This is a genomic window from Prosthecobacter sp. (genome assembly GCF_044232965.1).
Classification (GTDB): Bacteria; Verrucomicrobiota; Verrucomicrobiia; order Verrucomicrobiales; family Verrucomicrobiaceae; genus Prosthecobacter.
Map to the genome: position 1 here is coordinate 21,593 of NZ_JBIIKX010000018.1, position 14,651 is coordinate 36,243.

18 protein-coding genes are annotated in these 14,651 nt (G+C 60.5%); 9 read left to right on the forward strand and 9 right to left on the reverse strand.

What is annotated here, in order from left to right; genetic code table 11:
* Window positions 1-37: 37 nt before the first annotated feature.
* Entirely contained in the window at window positions 38-589 is a 552-nt protein-coding gene (locus ACILSI_RS09900; RefSeq protein ID WP_395721714.1) for a hypothetical protein, read from the forward strand.
* Window positions 590-595: 6 nt separating this feature from the next.
* On the opposite strand, the gene ACILSI_RS09905 is transcribed toward ACILSI_RS09900, so the two are convergent.
* A complete protein-coding gene (locus ACILSI_RS09905; RefSeq protein WP_395721715.1) occupies window positions 596-853 on the reverse strand; it encodes a hypothetical protein in 258 nt (85 codons plus the stop codon).
* Window positions 854-990: 137 nt separating this feature from the next.
* Here ACILSI_RS09905 and ACILSI_RS09910 point away from each other — a divergent pair, with 137 nt between their 5' ends.
* Window positions 991-1,362, forward strand: coding sequence for an ATP-dependent Clp protease adaptor ClpS (locus tag ACILSI_RS09910; protein WP_395721716.1), 372 nt, complete (start codon window positions 991-993; stop codon window positions 1,360-1,362).
* Here the strand turns inward: ACILSI_RS09910 and ACILSI_RS09915 are convergent, their stop codons facing one another.
* Window positions 1,363-2,640, reverse strand: a complete 1,278-nt coding sequence (locus tag ACILSI_RS09915; protein WP_395721717.1) for an MFS transporter — start codon at window positions 2,638-2,640, stop codon at window positions 1,363-1,365.
* 162 nt (window positions 2,641-2,802) lie between these two features.
* On the opposite strand from ACILSI_RS09915, the gene ACILSI_RS09920 reads away from it, so the two are divergent.
* The gene (locus ACILSI_RS09920) at window positions 2,803-3,336 is read left to right on the forward strand and encodes a ferritin (RefSeq protein ID WP_395721718.1); all 534 of its coding nucleotides are present in this window, start codon (window positions 2,803-2,805) and stop codon (window positions 3,334-3,336) included.
* A gap of 9 nt (window positions 3,337-3,345) precedes the next feature.
* Here ACILSI_RS09920 and ACILSI_RS09925 read toward each other — a convergent pair whose 3' ends face one another.
* Window positions 3,346-4,401 carry a serine hydrolase gene (locus tag ACILSI_RS09925; RefSeq protein ID WP_395721719.1) on the reverse strand — a complete coding sequence of 352 codons (1,056 nt, stop codon included), beginning with the start codon at window positions 4,399-4,401 and terminating at the stop codon, window positions 3,346-3,348.
* A gap of 1 nt (window position 4,402) precedes the next feature.
* Window positions 4,403-5,080, reverse strand: a complete 678-nt coding sequence (locus ACILSI_RS09930) for a type I 3-dehydroquinate dehydratase (RefSeq protein WP_395721720.1) — start codon at window positions 5,078-5,080, stop codon at window positions 4,403-4,405.
* A 122-nt stretch (window positions 5,081-5,202) separates the two neighbouring features.
* On the opposite strand from ACILSI_RS09930, the gene ACILSI_RS09935 reads away from it, so the two are divergent.
* Both ACILSI_RS09935 and ACILSI_RS09940 read left to right on the forward strand, forming a co-directional pair.
* Window positions 5,203-6,570 (forward strand): sugar transferase, encoded by a 1,368-nt coding sequence (locus ACILSI_RS09935; protein WP_395721721.1) that lies wholly within the window; start codon window positions 5,203-5,205, stop codon window positions 6,568-6,570.
* A 50-nt stretch (window positions 6,571-6,620) separates the two neighbouring features.
* The gene (locus tag ACILSI_RS09940) at window positions 6,621-6,971 is read left to right on the forward strand and encodes a VOC family protein (RefSeq protein WP_395721722.1); all 351 of its coding nucleotides are present in this window, start codon (window positions 6,621-6,623) and stop codon (window positions 6,969-6,971) included.
* A 98-nt stretch (window positions 6,972-7,069) separates the two neighbouring features.
* On the opposite strand, the gene fabV is transcribed toward ACILSI_RS09940, so the two are convergent.
* Window positions 7,070-8,263, reverse strand: a complete 1,194-nt coding sequence (gene fabV, locus ACILSI_RS09945; protein WP_395721723.1) for an enoyl-ACP reductase FabV — start codon at window positions 8,261-8,263, stop codon at window positions 7,070-7,072.
* 78 nt (window positions 8,264-8,341) lie between these two features.
* On the opposite strand from fabV, the gene ACILSI_RS09950 reads away from it, so the two are divergent.
* Window positions 8,342-9,094, forward strand: coding sequence for a class I SAM-dependent methyltransferase (locus ACILSI_RS09950; protein WP_395721724.1), 753 nt, complete (start codon window positions 8,342-8,344; stop codon window positions 9,092-9,094).
* Here ACILSI_RS09950 and ACILSI_RS09955 read toward each other — a convergent pair.
* From ACILSI_RS09955 to ACILSI_RS09965, 3 genes are read right to left on the reverse strand one after another with little or no spacing between them, the layout of a single operon-like run.
* Complete coding sequence (locus ACILSI_RS09955) at window positions 9,091-9,570, reverse strand: hypothetical protein (RefSeq protein WP_395721725.1); 480 nt, start codon at window positions 9,568-9,570, stop codon at window positions 9,091-9,093. The two genes, ACILSI_RS09950 and ACILSI_RS09955, sit on opposite strands and share 4 nt — an antisense overlap.
* A gap of 44 nt (window positions 9,571-9,614) precedes the next feature.
* Entirely contained in the window at window positions 9,615-9,902 is a 288-nt protein-coding gene (locus ACILSI_RS09960) for a translation initiation factor (RefSeq protein WP_395721726.1), read from the reverse strand.
* Window positions 9,903-9,919: 17 nt separating this feature from the next.
* Entirely contained in the window at window positions 9,920-10,987 is a 1,068-nt protein-coding gene (locus tag ACILSI_RS09965) for a nucleoid-associated protein (protein ID WP_395721727.1), read from the reverse strand.
* Window positions 10,988-11,080: 93 nt separating this feature from the next.
* Here ACILSI_RS09965 and ACILSI_RS09970 point away from each other — a divergent pair, with 93 nt between their 5' ends.
* Window positions 11,081-12,160: an SAM-dependent methyltransferase gene (locus ACILSI_RS09970; protein WP_395721728.1), complete on the forward strand. Its 1,080-nt coding sequence runs from the start codon at window positions 11,081-11,083 to the stop codon at window positions 12,158-12,160.
* A 27-nt stretch (window positions 12,161-12,187) separates the two neighbouring features.
* Here ACILSI_RS09970 and ACILSI_RS09975 read toward each other — a convergent pair whose 3' ends face one another.
* Window positions 12,188-12,757, reverse strand: a complete 570-nt coding sequence (locus ACILSI_RS09975; protein WP_395721729.1) for a hypothetical protein — start codon at window positions 12,755-12,757, stop codon at window positions 12,188-12,190.
* A gap of 74 nt (window positions 12,758-12,831) precedes the next feature.
* Here ACILSI_RS09975 and ACILSI_RS09980 point away from each other — a divergent pair, with 74 nt between their 5' ends.
* Entirely contained in the window at window positions 12,832-13,641 is an 810-nt protein-coding gene (locus ACILSI_RS09980) for a methylated-DNA--[protein]-cysteine S-methyltransferase (RefSeq protein WP_395721730.1), read from the forward strand.
* Window positions 13,642-13,848: 207 nt separating this feature from the next.
* Entirely contained in the window at window positions 13,849-14,595 is a 747-nt protein-coding gene (locus ACILSI_RS09985) for a PEP-CTERM sorting domain-containing protein (protein ID WP_395721731.1), read from the forward strand.
* Window positions 14,596-14,651 lie beyond the last annotated feature (56 nt).

The window sequence follows — 14,651 nt, forward strand, 5'->3', positions numbered from 1 at the left end:
ACTTGGCGAGGCGCGGCAAATTTGATTATCTCTGCGCATGCACGACCGCACCTGGCATCTGCTCAAGGCCTCCGACAAGGAAATCTTCGGCCCCACCGATCTCGAAACTCTGCGTGGCTGGGCCTCGGAGGCGAAAATCTCGCCACTGGACAAGATTTCGAGCGACAATCGCATGAGCTGGCAGCGAGCGCCGATGATCCCTGAGCTACAGATGGATTTGCTGGTGCAGATGCCGGACAACTACCTCTATGGGCCGACGAATGTGGCCACGATCCAGGAATTCCTCGCGACGGGCGAGATCGACGAGAATGTGACGATCATCAACTGCCTGGACAACACGGAGAAGCGTCTGGCCGATCTGTCCTGGTTTCAGGCCAGTCCGCAGCACATGCGCAGCGCGGCCACGACCTTTGTCGGCACCCAGTGGCCGGATGATAAAAAACTGCCGGGGGATGCCTCGCAGCAGTCGCGTATCGGTACGCTGGAGCGTCAGGTGATGGAACTACAGCGCGTGGTTGATGAATGGCAGCATGCCTACAACAGCCTGCGCCAGCAGTTCATTGAGGCGACAGGGCGGGAGCCGCTTTAGGCGAGGTCACGCGTTTTCTTTGGTCTCATCTCCGTTCAACCCTGGCAGCGACCTGGCTTTGTCAGCGTAGCGGTCGAAGCGGTTGGAGAGAATCAGCAACGTGGGCGCCCACAGGCCGACGAAAATGCCGAAACGTTCGGCGTGCGCCTGCTCCTCGGGAGAGTCGCCATTGAGGAACCACCAGATCCAGATGGAGAGCAGGATGGACAGGATGCCCCCTTGGAAACAAATCGTGCTGAGAGTGCGGCAGATGGAAGGATTCATGATGGAAAAACTGCCATGGTTTCCCGTCCCAAGGCAAGCATTCAGTGCCGCAAAGCAACGCACGCGGATGAAATCGCACTCATAGGCGTGCGGGGTGGCGCTTGAGAGAAGACGCGGACAGGGCATAATAGGAGGAGATGCCCTCCTCTGTTGAAATCCGCAGCGCACCGCCCGCGCCGCCCCGGCCCCGGGTGGCCCCGCACAAGCCGCGCTCGCTGCCGCAGACCGCGCCGCCTGCGTTGGAGCCGCCATGGCATGTGATCCTGTGGGATGACGATGTCCACACGCATGAGTACGTCATCGAGATGCTGGGCGCCATTTTCGGCCATGCGCAGGGACTGGCGCTGAAAATGGCGAAGGAAGTGCATGCCAGCGGGCGTGTCGTCGTTGCCACGGTTCACAAGGAGCTGGCGGAGTTGCGTCAGCAGCAGGTCGAGGAATACGGGCCCGACAAACGCGTGCCGGAGTGCCGAGTCTCGATGCGGGCGACCATCGAGTGCTCGGAGTGATTAGATTCTCCCGCTTTCACCACGCGGCTCGGCGATTCCGCGCAGGATCAAAATCGAAACCAGGGAAAACACCGCTGCGAGCGCCGCGACGAGGTGAAACGAGCCGCTGAGCGAATAAATCACGCCGCCCAGGCTCGTGGCCAGCAGCAGCGCCCACACGTTGCAGAAACCGAGCATGGCTTGAAGCGTGGAACGGCGTTCTGGCGGGCAAAGCTCGGCGGTGAGCGTCAGATCTCCCACACGGTCGAGGAACAGGCCGAAACCGAGCACGAAATAGGCGGCGGTGAAGCCGCTGAATGAATGCGTCAGGCACACCCAGGCGCAGAACACCACGCAGATGATGCGGGAGAGGATGAGCAGCACTTTTCCACCGCTGTGATAGCCCAGCCACGCGGCCAGCAGGCTGCCGAGGATGGTGCCGATGTTTTGAAACGAGACGAAGTGCCCCTCGTCCGCCTCCGGCCGGCCGGTGGTGTGCAGCGCATGCAGGGTGAGAAAAGAGACGACCATGAGATACCCCATGCCGGTGAAACGGACCGCGATCAGCCGTAGCAGTCTTGGCTGGGCTTTCAGCAGGCCTGGCAGGCCTCTCAAATAGCCCCAGTAGGAGCCAACGTGCGGGTGGTAATGATGCGCTGCGGGCAGTTCCCGCATGAACGCCTGCGAAACCCAAGACAGCAGAAGGAACGCGAAGGTGATGAGGTGCAGCATCGCGTAGCCGCGCTGCCCCGGTGCATGCGTGAGCACCTGCTGGATTACCGCGCCCGCTCCCATGCCGATGCATGCCTGGGTGATGTAGCGCGCCGCCCAACCCGCCGCACGAATACGCTCCGGTACCATGCGGGTGACCATTTCCATCCACGCCACGACACCCACACCGCCGATGAGGCCGGAGATGACCGGCGTGAGCACCACCACTGGCAGCAGCCACGGTCCCGCATCCTGCATGAACCACAGCAACAGTCCCGCGATGAGATACGGCAGCCGCTGCAACAGGCCAAAGGTCATCACCCAGGGTTTGAAGTTGGTCAGCCGCTCCACCAAGGGGGAGACAAACAGACCCGCCATCGCGAAGGCGGCAGGCAGGATTGCCGGCATGATGGCGATGATGGCCGAACGGCCGCCGAGCTGCTCCACCATCTTGGGCATGACCGTCTCCGGCTGGAGAAACGCCACGCCGCCCATGTACAAGCCGCCCTCCAGGCAGTGGCAGATGAAATTCCGCCGCACGACCTGGGGGTGATGTGTGTGTGGTTGGGAGGCGGTGTCGGCAGGCATCGCAGATGACGTTTATCGTGGCGCGGAGCGGCCCAAAGGAAAGCGATTCGTCCGTTACTCTGTCTTGCGGCGGTTCTTGAGCTGCAATAAAACCATCCGAGCAGCCTTGCTTTGCGTTCCCACTGCTGGTTCAATCACGCCACACTCAACCCAACGCACGTCATGACACTCAATTCCAAACTCACCAAGCTCCTCAACGAGCAGATCAACAACGAGATGAGCTCCAGCTATGTTTACCTCGCCATGGCAGCGTGGTTTGAGCAGACGCCGTATGCAGGCTTTGCCCAGTGGATGTTCACCCAGAGCCGCGAGGAAACCATGCATGCGCTGAAGTTTTACCAATATCTCGCCGACCGCGACGCCAAGGTCGAGCTGGAGCCCATCGCCAAACCGAAGGCGGACTTCAAGTCACCGCTCGATGTCTTTCAACAGAGCCTGAAGCAGGAGGAGAAGGTCACCCAGCAGATCAACGATCTCTACGAGGTCGCCGAACAAGTCAAAGACCACGCTTCGAAGAATCTTCTGCTTTGGTTCCTCAACGAGCAGATGGAAGAGGAGAAGATCGTGCGCGACATGCTCGACCGTCTCAAACTCGCCGGCAACGATCCCGCCAGCCTCCTCGTCCTTGACCGCGAGGCGGGCAGTCGTCCCGCTGGCGGCGGTGGCGGTGCTGATGCGGGGCGGACGGCCAGATAACCGACGCGGCTATGCCTTCAGCGCCCAGTCGAGCAGGGACTGGGCGTCCTTCCAGACGCCTTCGCTGGTGTCGTTGAGCACCACGACGATGCGGCGTCGTCCATTGCGCTCGCCAGTGGCCACGAGACAGTAGCCCGCGGCGTCGGTGTAGCCGGTTTTCATGCCGTCACAGTAGCTGGCGGTGCGCAGCACCCGGTTGGTGTTGGCCAGGTCGATGGATTTGCCGTCAGGTTTGGTGAACTTGTAGTTCTGCAGCTTCACGATCTTGCGGAGATCCGGCAGCTTGTCGGCCGCCTTGGCGATGGCGGCCAGATCGCGCGCGCTGCTGTAAGGATCCTTGTCGGTCGTGGAGGGAAGACCGTGCGGATTGACGAAGAAAGTGTTCTCCAGGCCGAGCGCCTTGGCGCGCGCGTTCATCTTGTCGGCAAACGCGGCGACGCTGCCGGCATTGTCACGGGCGAGCGCCTGGGCGATGTCGTTGGAGCTTTTCACCATCATGGCGGTGAGAAGCTGGCGGCGCGTGTAAGTCTCGCCGACTTTGAGGCCGATGCGCACCGGGGCGCACTGCGTGTCGCTCAGATCGACGGTGATGATCTTGTCCAAATCACCCGCCTCGACGACGAGAAGCCCGGTCATGATTTTCGTGGTGCTGGCGATGGCTCCCTTCTGATCCGGGTTCTTTTCAAACAAAACATCGTCACTCTCGGCGTCGATGACGATGCAGCGCAGGGCGGTGATCTGCGGGATGGGGCCGCGAAGGTTTTTGATCTCGATCTCGCGGCGGACTTTCTTCGTTTTCTCCAGTTCCTCGGCCAGTTGCGTCTTGAGTTGTTCCACCAGGGCCTCACGCGCGGCGATCTGGGATTTCTCCTGCTCGATGCGCTGGCGTTCGGCCGCCATGGCTTGCTCGCGCTTTGCGACGGTGGCGATTTTGGCCTCAGCCTCCTCCTCGCGCCACTGGAGCTGCTGTTCGCGCTTCGGGTCATCGCAGCCGGCAAGGGCGGCGCAGAAAAGACCGGCGGCCAGAACACGGCCTGCGTTTTGAAGAGGGAGGGGGAGAATCATTTTAAAGTTCGAGAAGAAGTTCCTTCAGGCGGGCGGCAGACCATTGGCCGGGCGCGTTTGATGTGCCAATGAAGCCGTAATTCAGCAGGCTGCCACATTTTGCCAGCACCAGTCGCGACACACGGCCCCACGGCCCCATGCCCATGACGGACAGGCGCAGGCGGTGCGTGCCTCCGGCCAGCCTCATGAGGCGGATCAAATCATTCTGCGTGTTCAGGTAGGTGGCGAACTTCACGGCATCGAGGCCGGCCTGTTGGGCGAAACTCACCGCGCCCAGCAGAACGTCATCGGAGGGGGTGGCCTGGAAATCGTGAAAGGAGCCAATGACCGGCACGCCAATAGCCCGCGCCTTCTGAATCGTGCCCTGCATCTGCATGACGCTGCGCAGTTCCAGGTCGATGAGCGCGGCGAGATCGAGCAGCGGCTCGATCATGGCGGCGCGGCCGGCCGGATCTTCCGGTCCTTGCCCGCCTTCTGCGGGATGTCGCGCGGTTAGCAGCAGCGGCACCTCGTTGCCAGCTAGTTGGGCACGCAAGTCCGCCGCAGGCAGCTTGAGCAGATCCAGCCGCAGTTCCGCCACATCACACAGCGCCGCCCGTGCGGTCGCATCTAGCGTGCAGAAGTGCTCCAAGCCCGCAGCATCGGAGATGGCCCCCACGGCAAGAGGCCGAGAGGACATGAGCAAGTTTTTGGAGGAAACGAGTTGTGCCATTGGCTAGGCTTAATATAATTTTAACACTAACTGACAAATTTTAAGCAGTAGTCTTCTTCACTATGCTTGGCCGGAAGCAAGAAATCAATTTGCAGCTCACTGAACTGCTCGATAGCGCCCTTCTGGCGTTTTGCTTGTGGTTTGGGCATTTCCTGCGCTCTGCGGTTGTTCCGGTGTTCATGCCGGAGGTCGAGGCGATTCCGCCGTTGGAGAAATTCTACTGGGTGATCGCGGTCGTGGCACCTTTCATGCCCATCGTGTTGGAGTCGCGGGGTTTTTACTCGAACATCCATCACAAGACGGTCGGCAGGTCGGTGTGGCAGCTCGTCGAGGGGCTGGTCATCATCGGGGTGGCGGTGGCCTTTTGCGTGGTGTTCTTCAAATGGTCGGTGGAAAGCCGGGCCGTCGTGGTTTTCTCAGTGGCTCTGGGTGCGCTGTCCCTGCTCTTGCGCGAATCTTGGCAGCGTGAGGCCTTGCACCGCCGCATGGCCTCCGGAAAGGGCCGCGAACGCGTCATCATCGCCGGGGAAAAGGAGGATATGGCGGCTTTTCTCGCGGGCATGGAAGCCGACCAGTGGGCCGGGATCGACGTTTTTGACCAGATCGATATCATGCAACGCCCCATCTCGGACTTGGTGGCGGCGCTGCACGAGCACTCGGTCAGCCGGGTGCTGTTTGCCGCGCAGCATGTGCATTTCAGCAAGATCGAGGAAGCCGTGCAGGCCTGCGAGACCGAGGGCGTCGAGGCCTGGATCGCCGCTGATTTCTTCCAGACCGCCATCGCACGGCCGACGTTCGACATGCTGGGAGGACGTCTCATGCTGGTGTTTCACACCACACCCCAGGCCTCTTGGGAGCTGCTGTGCAAGGCGATCGTTGATCGTGTGGGCGCGTTCGTCCTGCTATTGCTGTCGCTGCCGTTCTGGCTTGTCGCCATGGCGGGCATCCGCCTCAGTTCGCGTGGGCCGGTGTTTTTCCGGCAGGAACGCGCCGGGCACTATGGCAAGCCGTTCGTCATGTGGAAGTTCCGCACCATGCATGTGGATGCCGAATCTCAGCGCGCCGGACTCGAAGCGCACAACGAGATGGACGGCCCCGTTTTCAAGATCACCAACGATCCCCGCATCTTCGCCTTTGGACGCTGGCTGCGTCGCACCAGCATTGATGAGCTGCCGCAGCTCATCAACGTGCTGCGCGGAGACATGAGCCTCGTCGGCCCGCGACCACTGCCTGTTTATGAGATTCAGCGCATCGAAAAGCACGCGCAGCGCCGTCGCCTGAGCGTCAAACCCGGCCTTACCTGCTTGTGGCAGGTCACCGGACGCAACGGCATCAAGAACTTCGAGGAGTGGGTCGCGCTCGACCTCAAGTACATCGACAACTGGTCCTTCTGGCTCGATTTGAAGATCCTCGCGCAGACACTTCCCGCCGTGATTCGCGGTAGCGGCGCGAGTTGAGCGCAGAATTCACTGTTCTCGTCGTCTGAACTGCGGCACTGACGACGCACATGAAAGTAGAACGCCTCAAATACGTCATCTGGGCCGCCGACATGAACCGCGCCGTGAATTTCTACGCGCAGGTCTTCGGTGGCACCATTCTCAAGCAGAACGACATCATCAGCGAGGTGTCCATCTGCGATGGCATCATCGGCATTCACGGCGGCGGCGAAGGCAACCGCACCTGGACGGGCCTGAGCTTCCAGGTGCCGGATGTGATCGAAGGCGCACGCGAAATCGTCGCCGCAGGCGGCCAGCTCACGCGTGAGCCGCAGCCCGAAAACGGCGAGCCTCCGCATCTGGCGATGTGCGTGGACCCCGAGGGCAATGAGATCATGCTCACGCGCAAACGCGCTCATTGATTTCCGCGCATTGTAGTTCCGCGCATTGTAGTTCCGCCTTCAGGCGGTCAGGCGATGCGCCCGGAGCCGCCTGAAGGCGGAACTACAATACAAAGAACTTACGCCAGCGACGGCACGCGGACGTTCACATCGACATCCGCCTCGTAATCCACGCCTTCGAGACCGAAGCCGAAGAGACGCAAGAAACTGGACTGGTAGCCTTCGAAATCGCCGAGTTCGGCGAAGTTTTCGGTATTCACCTCGGCCCAGCGTTTGCCGACGAGTGCTTGCACGGCAGGAGCCATCTCCCAGTCATCGACACGGATGCGGCCGGCCTCATCCGGCTGCGGATTGCCGTTGTAGAGGCGCTCGCGGAAGAGGCGGTCCATCTGCTCCATGCAATCCTCATGAGTGCCGTCGGCCTTCATGACCTTGTAGAGCAGCGAGATGTAGAGCGGCACCACAGGAATCGCGGAGCTGGCCTGCGTGACGAGTGCCTTGTTCACGGAAACCCAGGCCTTGCCCTTGATGGCGGCCAGCTTGGTGTCGAGCACGCGCTGCACACGCTCCAGGTCTTCTTTGGCGCGGCCGATGGTGCCGTTCTTGTAGATCGGCCAGGTCACTTCTGGTCCGATGTAGCTGTAGGCCACGGTTTGTGTGCCTTCGGCGACCACGCCGGCGGCAAGCAGCGCATCAATCCACATCTCCCAGTCTTCACCGCCCATGACGGCGATGGTTTGGGCGATCTCGTCGTCGTTGGCAGGCTCGATGGTCACTTCATTGACCACGCCGGTGCCGGTGTTGAGGTTCTTGTTCGTGTAGGACGCGCTGCCGATGGGCTTGAGCACCGACTTGAAGACCTCACCGGTCTTCGGATGCGTACGACGAGGCGAGGCGAGGCTGTAAACGATGCAATCGACCTGTCCGAGGTCCTGCTTGATCGCTTCAATGACTTCCGCCTTCATCGCATCGGAGAAAGCGTCGCCGTTGAATGAACGCGCATACAAACCGGCGGCCTTGGCCTCGTTTTCAAAGGCGGCGGAGTTGTACCAGCCCGTGGTGCCGCAGCGATCAGCTTCTGCGGGTTTTTCAAAGAACACACCGATGGTGGCCGCGTTTGACCCAAACGCCGCCGCGATGCGAGAGGACAGGCCGTAGCCGGTGGAGGAACCGATCACGAGCACCTTCTTCGGCCCGTTGGCAATGGGGCCGCGTCCTTTGACGACAGCGATCTGGTCAGCGATGTGTTTGGCACAACCGGTCGGATGCGCGGTGGTGCAGATGAATCCACGGATTTTGGGGGCGACGATCATAGTTGGATGATTTGAGCGTTAGCAGCCGCGTGGGGGCTGGCAACTTGTTTTCCGGCCCACGCCCGCCATCGTCGCAGCATGCAAAGTCCCGAGCAACGCTTCTCCAGCCGCGTCGAGAACTACGTCCGTTATCGGCCCAACTACCCGCAGGAGATCATCGCGATGCTACAACGTGAGGCTGGCCTCACACCCGCCACGATCATCGCCGATGTCGGTTCCGGCACGGGCATCTCAACGGACTTGTTTCTGCGTTTTGGCTGCACCGTGCATGCCGTGGAGCCAAATCGCGAGATGCGCGAGGCGGCGGAGCGTCTTCTTAGCCACCATGGGGGCTTTCACAGTGTGAATGGCAGCGCCCAAGCCACCACGCTGCCGGACCACAGTGTTGATTTCGTCGTGGCGGCGCAGGCTTTTCATTGGTTCAACACACCCGAGACCCGTGCCGAGTTCAGCCGCATATTGAAACCACAGGGACACATCGTGCTCATCTGGAATGAGCGCAAACTCGACGCCACGCCCTTCCTGCGCGCCTACGAGAACCTGCTGCTCACTTTTGCCACTGATTACGCCCAGGTGCGGCATGAGAACATCGACGCAGGAGCGCTGGGCCGGTTCTTTGTGGGGCCACATGCCACCCACACGTTTCCGAATGAGCAGCACTTCGACTTCGAGGGCCTCAAAGGCCGTCTCCTCTCCAGTTCCTACGCTCCTGCCGAAGGTGGGCCGCGCCATGATGAGATGATCGTCAGGCTGCGCCGTATTTTTGACGCGCATCAGGTCTCTGGCCGGGTGTGCTTTGAATATGACACCCGGGTGCATGTGGGGCGCTAACCAGAGTCGGATTCTGTCTCTGGCATCGGCGGCACCTCTTCATGAAAGCGGTGCCGCAGCACATGGGCGCACTTGGCGTGGAGCTTGTCGTCCCCGAGCTTCTTCGCCACCTCCAGCAGCTCCACATAAGCGTCATGTTCCTGCGGATGGTAATGGATGATCTTTTCGTATTCGGCTGCGGCCTCCTCGAAACGCCGCGTGCTGGCATAGCGGCGGGCCATCTTGTAGGACAGCGGCGGCTTCTTGAATTCTTCGCTTGGAAAGAACAGCTCCGCGAACGGGCGGCTGATCCATTCGGCAATGCGGAAGGCCGTTTCAGGCGCGATCAGCAGAACCGCCATGATGAAGGCGGTCATGCTGAAGATGATGTGCCCCGCCGCCCCAAGGCCGTTGATCTTGAACGCGGCGGTCATGAGCCAGATGCTGACCAGCAGGCTCAGCAGGGCGAAGATCCAGCGCGTGCGAACGAAACGCATGACCATGGGATAGCGGAAGCAGGAAGCGCCGCAAGCGGAGGCTTCTATTTCACCCCGCGAACTTCAAAACCTTCAGCTTCGAGCACCGCACGAATTTTGGCGGGCTGATCGCCTTGAATCTCAATGCGCTTGTCCCGTACGGTACCCCCGCAGCCGCAGGCAGCACGCACGCGTTTGGCAATGGTCTCGATGACGGACACCGGCAGGTGCGTGGCGAAGTCTTTGATGACGATGACCGTTTTGCCGCCGCGATGCGCGGTTTCACGCTGGAGCACCACACGGCCCATTTTCCACAGGCGCTGTGGGGAGTCGGGATCGGCGTTCGGGTTCATGGGGCCTCAAAAAGCGATCAACTCGCGCTGACGTCTTTGTTGTAATAAACCTTCACGAACTTCATGCCCTTTTTGTCGTCGTAACCGCGTTCGATTTGGGGATCGGCGTCGCTGCTGCCGGGCTTGATGTGGATTTCGACGCCGGTGTCGAGGCGGAGGACGGCGGCGATGCGTTTTTTGGCCTTGGTGAGGTCTTTCTTGGAGATTTCGAAGCTGGTCTCCAGAGGTTGGCCTTGCTCTTCCTCGACGCGGGCGCGGTGCTCCTGGAATTGGGCGATGGCGTCGGGAGATTTGAGGACTTCCTGCTCGAACTCCTGGAGCTCGAATTTTTCGCGGTCTTCGAAGTAATCGAGCGCGTCTTTGGCGGCGTTCGCGGTTTCCCAGGGTGGTGTGTCGTCATCGGCGGCCTTTTGCTCTTCGAGGAAAGAGACGGCCATCTTCGCGTAGGCATTGGTGAGGAAGGCGGCGTCTGGCACGGCCTCCACGCCGAGGAATTCGCGGACCCAGAAGCGGGAGTCGCTGCCGCTGCGGTCGAAGGTGAGGACGTAATAACCTTTTTCGGCCCAGTGATCGAGGATGAGGCAGCCTTTGTCGATCTTGTCGGGATTGATGCCGTGCTCGGTGCTGAGCTGGAGGTCGCCATTTCGCGGCGTGATGGTGAGGAAGGGCACCACGCTGTCGCTTTTTAGGATGCAGAGGCCATTCACCAACTCGCCCTCGATGTGGACTTCCTTGAGCATGGCGATGCAGAGATCGCCGGCTTTGATGTTGGGGTGATTGGACTTGGCGTAGAGCCGCTGGGCGATTTCGACGCCTTTGGCGAGGAGATTGTCCTCGTCGGCAAAGATGGCCTTGGCGCAGTTGTTCACCTCGTGCTGGGCGAGCGAGGTGTGATGCGTGAAGCGATGGGCGATGCAGGCTTTAAAGGGCTTGATGAAGAGCGCGGTGAGGTTTTCTTGGTCTTCTTCGGCGACCTTGAAGACTTCGCGGGAGGTTTGCAGCGGCTCTTCGCGCTGAGGATTGCCGACCTTGGCGAGGACGACGTTGGTGACGGTGGCGGTGTTGAGGCGGAGCTTGACGGACATGCGGGGCGCGGAGGGTAGAAAGGGAATGGGATTCGCCAAGGATTAATGGCACCTGCTTGCACTGACCGTGTGCCGAGGCGAGTGCATGGGCACATGACGAACGCTGCCAATAACGAAGCCACTCATCTGAAGCCCTGGCTGGTGCGCATCCCGGAGATTTTTGAAGGGATCGCGCCGGAGGTGTTGCAGCGGTTTGGAGCGGTTTCGAGCACGCGGCTGGGGCAGGACTATTATTTGATCAAGACGGCGACGCCGGAGGCGGTTCAGCGCTCGGAGGCGGCTAAGTTTGCGCGGTGGAACCTGCCGATGGACCACACCTGGCCATGCAATGCGCAGAAGATGGACGGTTTCATCGAAAAGGCGGCGCAAACGCTCCTCAAGAAGTTTGGGGACAGGAATCCGCAGGGCATTTTCATCGGCACGCTGCAGCCGACGTCGCCGGACAAGTATTACAAGGGCCTGGCTTCGAATCTGCGTGGTCGCGTGCTGCAATTGTTCTCGAAATTGGCCGCAAACACGGTGGAGGAGCAGGATGCGACGGCGGAGACGCTGTTCTGCCTACTGGGCAAGGAGGGATTATTTTGCGGCATGCAGAGTCCGCGTGCCTCGAATGGACTTTATGCCGGCGGCAGCAAGTACATCGACCAGGACGCGCCGGACACGATCAGTCGTGCGGGCGCGAAGATCGCCGAGGCGCTGCATTACCTGCTGCTCTACCGACCGCCGCTCAAGGAAGGCAGTCATTGGCTCGAACTGGGAGCTTGTCCGGGCGGGATGACTTCCGAACTGCTCGCACGCGGCCAACGGGTGACGGCGATTGATCGTGCGCCGCTGGACAAGCGGCTGGATAACCGCCCGGGATTGAAGTTTGTGCTCGAAGACGTGGCGACGTTTCAACCGCGAGCTGGAACGACCTTTGACGCGCTGCTGTGTGACATGAACGGGCCGCCGGAGGAGTCCATCGAACAGGTCATCCGGCTCTCACGCTCGCTGAAGAAAGGCGGGCTGGTGGTCTTCACGCTGAAAGTGCCGCGCATCGAGAATGTGGAGGAGCCGTGCGAGCTGTTCCGGCTGATCGTGTCGATGTCGAAAGCGGCAGGGCTGAAGCCCTTTGCGCAGACGCACCTGACTTACAACCGGCATGAGTTCACGCTGTTCTTTGAGACGGTGTGATCAGAATCGCCTGCACAGGCCGATGATTCACTTGATGAACTCCATCAGCCATTCGGCATGCTTTCGATGTTTGAAATCGGAGCGGCTCATTAACTCGACGAGCTTCTGCCGGCATTTTTCCGGGTTCTGCTCGGCAAGCATGATGAGGCTGGTTTGAAGACCATCATTGTCGTGTCCTTCGGCGAAACCTTTGGAGAGAGCCGCAATCAACTCTTCCAAGCAGGCGACACCGCCAAGTCTGGCGACTGGCTGCGCGATGAGTTCACGCGTCCAAAAGTTGTTTTTTGGTGACTTGAGCGCGTTCAAGAGGTCTGGCAGGTCTTTTGGCGCAGCCGCAGCGTCAAGTCGGTTAAACGCTTCCAAGACGACATCCACATCACCTTCGTTGTTAGCATCGAAGATCAGTTCCAGATCGATGCGAATGCTGTTTTCTGGAGGAGGCATGACTTCTGAATGCTGGCGACCGGATTTACCGCAGGACAGGGCGGCAAAAATGAGGACGAACAGCAGGGGTGAGAGTTTTCTGGGCATGCGGGGCGTCCTGAGTGATGCGCAAAAAAATTGAGACGGTGGAGGCTTCTTGTCGAGATTTTTCATCCGTCCATCTTCATAGATTGATGAGACCGCAAGAACCGGGTGGCCTGGGCTTCGGGTCTCGTCACATTCGGCGCATGAATGATTATGAACGTGTGGCGGAGGTGATCCGCTATCTGGACGCGCATCACCTGGAGCAGCCGGGGTTGGAGGTGCTGGCGCAGGTGGCGGGGCTGAGCGAGGGACATTTTCACCGTTTGTTTTCACGCTGGGCGGGGGTGACGCCGAAGGATTTCCTGCAATGTCTGACGGCCGAGTTTGCACGGGAACGGCTGCGGCGGGGCGCGAGTGTGCTGGATGCAGCGTTGGACGCGGGTTTGTCATCGCCTGGACGGCTGCATGATCTGTGTGTGACGCTGGAGGCGGCGACGCCGGGGGAGATCAAGGCGGGCGGGGAAGGGTGGACGATTGACGCAGGCTTTGCGGAGACGCCGTTTGGGCTGTGTTGTCTCGGGAACGGGCCGCGTGGGGTGTGCCACCTGGGTTTTGTCGAAAATGAGGAGCGCGGGGAGATCGAGCGTGCGTGGCCGAGGGCGAAAGTGCGCTGGGACGATGCTTTTGCGCGGGAAATGGCGGCGCAGGTGTTTCAAATGGGGCAGAGGGCGGATTTGAAGGCGCTGGTGCGGGGAACGCAGTTTCAGGTTCGGGTCTGGCGTGCTCTTTTGAAGGTGCCGCCCGGGGCGGTGGTCAGTTACGGCCATCTGGCGGCGGCGATTGGGCAGCCGAGTGCGGCGCGGGCGGTGGGAACGGCGGTGGGGAGCAATCCGCTGGCTTTTTTGATCCCGTGCCATCGGGTGATCCGGGAAACCGGGGTGATGGGGCAGTATCGGTGGGGATGGGAGCGGAAACGGGCGCTGCTGGGGTGGGAAGGGGCGCGGCGGAGGTGAAAAGGACGAGGTGAGAGACGCAGGGCGCTGTGGGTAAGTAAATATTTAGGGTTGGAATAACAATTCTCAAAAGTGGCTTGTATCCAGTCTGCTTGTTATTATAATTATAATATACATGGATTATTTTGGCATTGCTCTGACCCTCAAGAGGATGGCTACGGCTCTCTCGATGGCTCTGTGATGCGATTTTCCACCCGATCCCGCCTTATGAAAACACGCTCCTACCTCAAACCCTTCCTCGCCCTGAGTCTGGCGCTGGCCTGGATGTGCGGCACCGCTGGTGCGGGCACCATCTTCTGGGGCAGTCCGTTTCCTGCCGGCCCCCCGCTGCTGCTGGACAGCAACGGCCAGCCGCTGGATGGAGGCTATTCTTTTGAGATCGGCTCCTTCGGCTCTTTCGTGCCGACGTATCAAAACATCGATCAATGGGTGGCGAACTGGAAGGTCTTTGACCGTGCGTATGATCCGACGCCAGCCGATGCTTTTGATGGAGATCCCGAGGGCTGGAACACCGAGTTCGGGTTCTTTGCCGGCACGGTGAACCACAATGCCTCCAGCGGCTCCGATTCGCCGGACGCCAACCCGCTGGATCAGTTTGCAGATGGCGAAAAGGTCTATCTCTGGGCTTACAACTCCAAGACCATCGTGCCCTCCAGTGAGTGGGCGCTGGTGACAGACTCCAATCCTGCGGGGAACTTGAACAGCAACTGGCTGTTTCCTGATCCGAACGGAGTCACGCCTGACAGCGACTATCAACTGGCGGATGCCGACGAGGCGATCATCGGCGGCGTGAACAATGTGCAGGGAGCGGGCGGGTTCTCCGCAGTGCCGCCCAGTTTCAGCCTGCAAACGGCTGTGGTGCCGGAGCCCGGTTCCGCATTCCTGCTGTTTGCCGCCGCCGCCGCCCACCTCATCCGCCGCTCCCGCCATCTGACACGCTCGACTTTGTCCTGAACCGCCTCTCATGAGGGAAAACACATCACGAACCGACGCTCCGGCGTGCCGTTTGC

Bases quoted from the DNA above. Each gene is read 5' to 3' on its own strand.
- ACILSI_RS09900 (WP_395721714.1), top strand. From the start codon at position 38: ATGCACGACCGCACCTGGCATCTGCTCAAGGCCTCCGACAAGGAAATC.
- ACILSI_RS09905 (WP_395721715.1), bottom strand. From the start codon at position 853: ATGAATCCTTCCATCTGCCGCACTCTCAGCACGATTTGTTTCCAAGGG.
- ACILSI_RS09910 (WP_395721716.1), top strand. From the start codon at position 991: ATGCCCTCCTCTGTTGAAATCCGCAGCGCACCGCCCGCGCCGCCCCGG.
- ACILSI_RS09915 (WP_395721717.1), bottom strand. From the start codon at position 2,640: ATGCCTGCCGACACCGCCTCCCAACCACACACACATCACCCCCAGGTC.
- ACILSI_RS09920 (WP_395721718.1), top strand. From the start codon at position 2,803: ATGACACTCAATTCCAAACTCACCAAGCTCCTCAACGAGCAGATCAAC.
- ACILSI_RS09925 (WP_395721719.1), bottom strand. From the start codon at position 4,401: ATGATTCTCCCCCTCCCTCTTCAAAACGCAGGCCGTGTTCTGGCCGCC.
- ACILSI_RS09930 (WP_395721720.1), bottom strand. From the start codon at position 5,080: ATGTCCTCTCGGCCTCTTGCCGTGGGGGCCATCTCCGATGCTGCGGGC.
- ACILSI_RS09940 (WP_395721722.1), top strand. From the start codon at position 6,621: ATGAAAGTAGAACGCCTCAAATACGTCATCTGGGCCGCCGACATGAAC.
- fabV (WP_395721723.1), bottom strand. From the start codon at position 8,263: ATGATCGTCGCCCCCAAAATCCGTGGATTCATCTGCACCACCGCGCAT.
- ACILSI_RS09950 (WP_395721724.1), top strand. From the start codon at position 8,342: ATGCAAAGTCCCGAGCAACGCTTCTCCAGCCGCGTCGAGAACTACGTC.
- ACILSI_RS09955 (WP_395721725.1), bottom strand. From the start codon at position 9,570: ATGCGTTTCGTTCGCACGCGCTGGATCTTCGCCCTGCTGAGCCTGCTG.
- ACILSI_RS09960 (WP_395721726.1), bottom strand. From the start codon at position 9,902: ATGAACCCGAACGCCGATCCCGACTCCCCACAGCGCCTGTGGAAAATG.
- ACILSI_RS09965 (WP_395721727.1), bottom strand. From the start codon at position 10,987: ATGTCCGTCAAGCTCCGCCTCAACACCGCCACCGTCACCAACGTCGTC.
- ACILSI_RS09970 (WP_395721728.1), top strand. From the start codon at position 11,081: ATGACGAACGCTGCCAATAACGAAGCCACTCATCTGAAGCCCTGGCTG.
- ACILSI_RS09975 (WP_395721729.1), bottom strand. From the start codon at position 12,757: ATGAAAAATCTCGACAAGAAGCCTCCACCGTCTCAATTTTTTTGCGCA.
- ACILSI_RS09980 (WP_395721730.1), top strand. From the start codon at position 12,832: ATGAATGATTATGAACGTGTGGCGGAGGTGATCCGCTATCTGGACGCG.
- ACILSI_RS09985 (WP_395721731.1), top strand. From the start codon at position 13,849: ATGAAAACACGCTCCTACCTCAAACCCTTCCTCGCCCTGAGTCTGGCG.